We start from the raw sequence: 4,344 nt of genomic DNA, 5'->3' as shown, positions 1-4,344 counted from the left end.
GCGCGTCGAGGACTACCTCAAGGAGGGCGACCTCATCAGGGTCAAGGTGCACAACATCGACGAGCGCGGCAAGATCGACCTGGTGCGGCCCGAGCTCGAGGGCAAGGTCGCGCCGCGCGGCTCCCGCGGCGGCGGCGGCGGCGGACGCGGCGGGCGGGGGTCCCGCGACAACGGGCCCCGCGACGGTCGCGGGCCGGGGGGCGAGAGGCGCGACGGCGGGCCGCGCGAGGCGCGCGGCCAGGGCGGCGACCGCGGTCCGCGAGGCGACGGACCCCGCGGCGACAGGGGCCACCGCGAGGGCGGGCCCCGCGACGGTCGGGGACCGGGCGACCGCGGCCACCGCGGACCGCGACGCGAGGAGGGCTGAGGCGCCCTCGACCCCTCGCCGGCGCGCGCGTGGGCGCCGGCCTATCTTGCCTTCAGCCGCCAGGTATCGGCGGCAGGGAGTACGGAGCAAGGACTCGCGCGGCCCCTGCAGGGGCCGCGGCGGACCCCGTGGCCCGGGTGCGGCGGCGCTCGCCGCCGGACCCGAGCCGGCGGGGCCGGAAGCGGAGCAGCGATGGCAGGCAACGAACGCAAGCTGCGCATGATCCCCTTCGGGGGCATGGGCGAGATCGGCAAGAACATGTTCGCCTTCGAGTACGAGGACGAGATACTCCTCGTCGACGGCGGGCTGGCCTTCCCCGACGCCGAGATGCTCGGCGTGGACATCCTGGTGCCGAAGATCGACTGGATCGTCGAGAACGCGCACAAGGTCAAGGGCTGGGTGCTGACGCACGGCCACGAGGACCACATCGGCGGCATCCCCTACATGATCAGGCTGCTGCCGAAGGTCCCGATGTACGGCGCGAAGCTCACCCTCGGCCTCCTGCGGGGCAAGTTCGACGAGTTCCGCATCAAGGAGTCCGACGTCGACCTCAGGCAGGTCTCGACCGACGACCGCGTGAAGGTCAGCAAGAACTTCACGGTCGACTTCTTCCAGATGACGCACTCGATCCCCGACAACTCGGGGCTCGTGATCCACACGCCGATAGGGCGCATCGTGCACTCCGGCGACTTCAAGCTCGACTACCACCCGGCCGACGGGCGCACCAGCCACCTCCACAAGCTCGCCCAGGCGGGCCAGGACGGCGTGCTGCTGCTCATCTCCGACAGCACGAACGCCGAGCGCCCCGGCTACACGCCCAGCGAGCGCGACGTGATGAACGCCGTCGACGACATCGTCGCGCGCGCCAAGGGCCGCGTGATCGTCACGACGTTCTCCAGCCACGTGCACAGGCTGCAGAACTTCGTCAGGGTCGCCGAGAAGTACGACAGGCGCGTCGTCATGGAGGGCCGCTCGATGGTCAAGGCCGCGACGATCGCCCAGGAGCTCGGCTACCTCAAGGCGAAGGACCCGTTCGCCTCCACCGACACGCTGGGCGACCTGCAGGACGACAAGCTGCTCTTCCTCTGCACCGGCTCGCAGGGCCAGCCGATGGCGGCGCTGTCGCGCCTGGCGTCGGGCTCGCACCGCAAGATCCAGCTCAAGAAGGGCGACACGGTCATCCTCTCCTCGAACCCGATCCCCGGCAACGAGGAGGACGTGGGCCGCGTGATCAACCAGCTCTACGAGCGCCAGGTGGACGTCTTCTACCCGCCGATGTACAAGGTCCACGCTTCCGGGCACGCCAGCCAGGAGGAGCTGAAGCTGATCCTCGACCTCACGCGCCCGCGCTTCTTCGTGCCGTGGCACGGCGAGATGCGCCACCAGGTGAACCACATGCGGCTGGCCGAGTCGATGGCCCACCCGCCGCAGAAGTCCCTGATCCCCCGCAACGGCGACGTCGTGGAGGTCACGAAGGACGACATAAGGGTCGTCGGCCAGGTCGACGCCGGCGTCGTGCTCATCGACAGCGTCGGCGAGGTCACCGAGCCGGTGATCCGCGACCGCCAGGCCCTCTCCGAGGACGGCGTGATCGTGATCATGGCGCTGGCCAGCAAGCGCGCGCCGAACGTCGAGGTCATCACGCGGGGCGTCGTGCAGGGCCAGAACGGCCTCGTGCAGGAGGTCGAGCGCATCGCCCAGGAGAGCCTGCAGAAGGGCCTCCGCGAGAAGCGCTCGCTCGCCGACATCAGGGACGACATCTTCTACCCCGTCCGGCGCTACATCAGGAAGGCGACGGGCCGCAACCCGCTCATCGTCCCCACCGTGATCGAGGGCTGAGCCTGCGGGCGGGCAGCGCCCGCGGCGCGACCTCGACGCACTCTGGCCTTTCGGGCCGCCACGACCGTGGCGCGCCGGGGCGTCGGCGCACGTAGCCACGGCGGCTAGTCGCTCGGCGAGGTGCCCGCGGCGGCGAACGCCGTCAGGGCGCGGAGCTGCTCGAGGAGCTCCTCCCTGCCCGCTGCCGGCAGGTCCTCCTCGATGAGGAGGGCGTTGCTCACGCGCTGCATGGAGTCGAAGCCCGGCGCGGGCACGAAGGCGCCGGACTCGAACAGCGCCACGGCCCGCTCCAGCGGCACCTCGTAGACGGTGTCGACCTCCGCGGGGTCGAGGGCCAGGTCCTCGAGGGGCGTGTCGTCCCAGGTGACGAACGCCTCCTGGTGCTCCCTGTCCACGTAGGAGGTCCCTTCCCCGCGACGGCAGCGCTCGGACCTGAAGGTGCCGAGGTGCGAGAGGCCCTCGCGCCGCGCCCCGATGCCGAGCTGGCGCTCGGCGGCGGCGGCCGCCTCGGCGGCCGGCGGGCCGACCCCGGCGTGCGCGCGGGCGGTGGGCCCGAGCGCGAGGGGCGCGCAGGGGTCCGCGCGCGGGTTGCGCCGGAGCAGGACGCCCCCGTCGCGGCGCAGCACCCACACGACCACGGCGCCGTGCCACAGCCCCTCCGCGTGGACGTCCTCCGCCGACCTGGTCTCGCCCGTGGCGACGCCGTCCGCGTCGAGTACCTGCAGCAGCTCCGCGGGCTCGCCTGTCGCCACGCCCGGATGATACGGCGGGCGAGGCCGCCCCGGACGGCGGCTCGCCGCCCGCGAGTCCCGCGCCCTCGCGGCCGCGTCCGGGACGCGGCGCGGCAGACGCCCGTGGCGACCCGGACGCCGGCGGCGCCTAGCGCGCGATGAGGCCGATCCCCGCCGCGACCACCCCCACGACGAGCGCGGCCGCTCCGAGCCACAGCAGCGCGATCAGGCGGCTCGGCCTCTCGGCTCCCCTGCTCGCGACGGAGAGGAAGAAGCCCGCGGGCATCAGCACCGCGGCCCACAGCACGCCGTTCGAGAGCGTCGCCGCGATGCCCGTGACGCCGGCGAGGTCGATCGCCAGCTTGACCACGAGGCCGAGCGTCACGAGCATGCCGGCGTGTGCGTGGCCGGCGCGGAAGAACGCCTTCTGCAGCGGCGTGGCCGGGAACGCGCCCCGCACGACCCGCAGCACGAACGTTCCGCCGTAGGCGATGAACGCCACGGTGAGCAGCACGACGCCGAGGTCCCGCGCCACCGGTGCCGCCACGAGCGTCTGGGTCCCGTCCATGTCGCACCTCCCTCGTCCGTCGTCGCGACACGTCCCCGGGCCGCGAGCGACTTACCAGTGGCAAGTTACCACGTGGCCCGCCCATCTTTCCAGTGGTAAGCTACGGGGCGATGCCCTACCACCACGGCAGCCTCCGCGAGGACCTCCTCGCCGCCGCCGCCAAGGCCGTAGCCGAGCGCGGGCCCGACGGCCTGAGCCTGCGCGAGCTGGCGCGCGAGCTCGGGGTCACGCACACGGCGCCGAGGCACCACTTCGGCGACAAGCGCGGCGTGATCACGGCTCTCGCCGCGCAGGGCTACCGCCTCCTGGCCGGTCGCCTCAGGTCGTCCGGCGGCGACTTCCTCGAGGCCGGCGTGGCGTACGTACGCTTCGCCCTCGACCACCCCGGACACTTCGCCGTGATGTTCAGGCCGGACCTCGTGGACGAGGAGGACCACGACCTGGCCGAGGCCCGCCTGCGCGCCAGGCAGGCGCTGATCGCCGGCACGGCGGCGCACGCCAGGGCCGCGGGCCGCGAGGGCGCCCCCGCGGCCGTGGAGCCCGCGGTGCCCGGCGGAGCCCTACCCCCCTACGCGCTGCTCGCCTGGAGCGCCGCCCACGGGATCGCCAGCCTGGCACTGGCCGGCGCCCTCACCGCGCTGGGCCTCGGGGGCTCGAAGGAGGAGCTGACGGCGCTGGCCCGCGCGAGCCTGCAGCACCTCGGGCCGCCGTGATAAGCTCTGGAACCGGCTTCCGCGGCCCGCGGCAGCCGACAGCCAGCGGGGTGTAGCGCAGCCTGGTAGCGCACTTGACTGGGGGTCAAGTGGTCGTCGGTTCAAATCCGGCCACCCCGACCAGAG

5 protein-coding genes and 1 tRNA gene are annotated in these 4,344 nt (G+C 73.1%); 4 read left to right on the top strand and 2 right to left on the bottom strand.

The genetic code is table 11. The features are described from left to right. Nucleotides 1-367: hypothetical protein (locus VF202_14030; protein HEX7041231.1), on the top strand; the 367-nt coding region annotated here is incomplete at its 5' end. 192 nt (nt 368-559) lie between these two features. Next, nucleotides 560-2,206 carry a ribonuclease J gene (locus VF202_14025; protein ID HEX7041230.1) on the top strand — a complete coding sequence of 549 codons (1,647 nt, stop codon included), beginning with the start codon at nt 560-562 and terminating at the stop codon, nt 2,204-2,206. A gap of 104 nt (nt 2,207-2,310) precedes the next feature. Here VF202_14025 and VF202_14020 read toward each other — a convergent pair whose 3' ends face one another. Together VF202_14020 and VF202_14015 are read right to left on the bottom strand one after the other, a co-directional pair. Beyond that, nucleotides 2,311-2,958 (bottom strand): hypothetical protein, encoded by a 648-nt coding sequence (locus tag VF202_14020; GenBank protein ID HEX7041229.1) that lies wholly within the window; start codon nt 2,956-2,958, stop codon nt 2,311-2,313. A gap of 127 nt (nt 2,959-3,085) precedes the next feature. Beyond that, nucleotides 3,086-3,505: a hypothetical protein gene (locus VF202_14015; protein HEX7041228.1), complete on the bottom strand. Its 420-nt coding sequence runs from the start codon at nt 3,503-3,505 to the stop codon at nt 3,086-3,088. 110 nt (nt 3,506-3,615) lie between these two features. On the opposite strand from VF202_14015, the gene VF202_14010 reads away from it, so the two are divergent. Beyond that, nucleotides 3,616-4,218, top strand: coding sequence for a TetR/AcrR family transcriptional regulator (locus VF202_14010; protein HEX7041227.1), 603 nt, complete (start codon nt 3,616-3,618; stop codon nt 4,216-4,218). Between the two features lie 46 nt (nt 4,219-4,264). Continuing rightward, a tRNA-Pro gene (locus tag VF202_14005) sits at nt 4,265-4,341 on the top strand. The last annotated feature ends 3 nt before the right edge of the window (nt 4,342-4,344 follow it).

It is taken from the genome of Trueperaceae bacterium, assembly GCA_036381035.1.
GTDB lineage: Bacteria > Deinococcota > Deinococci > Deinococcales > Trueperaceae > DASRWD01.
The sequence above is the reverse complement of the archived record's forward strand: the minus strand, read 5'-3'. Positions and strand labels throughout refer to the sequence as shown.

What these genes read in the sequence shown, in the direction of transcription:
- VF202_14010 (HEX7041227.1), top strand. Translation starts at nt 3,616, where the DNA reads ATGCCCTACCACCACGGCAGCCTCCGCGAGGACCTCCTCGCCGCCGCC.
- VF202_14025 (HEX7041230.1), top strand. Translation starts at nt 560, where the DNA reads ATGGCAGGCAACGAACGCAAGCTGCGCATGATCCCCTTCGGGGGCATG.
- VF202_14015 (HEX7041228.1), bottom strand. Translation starts at nt 3,505, where the DNA reads ATGGACGGGACCCAGACGCTCGTGGCGGCACCGGTGGCGCGGGACCTC.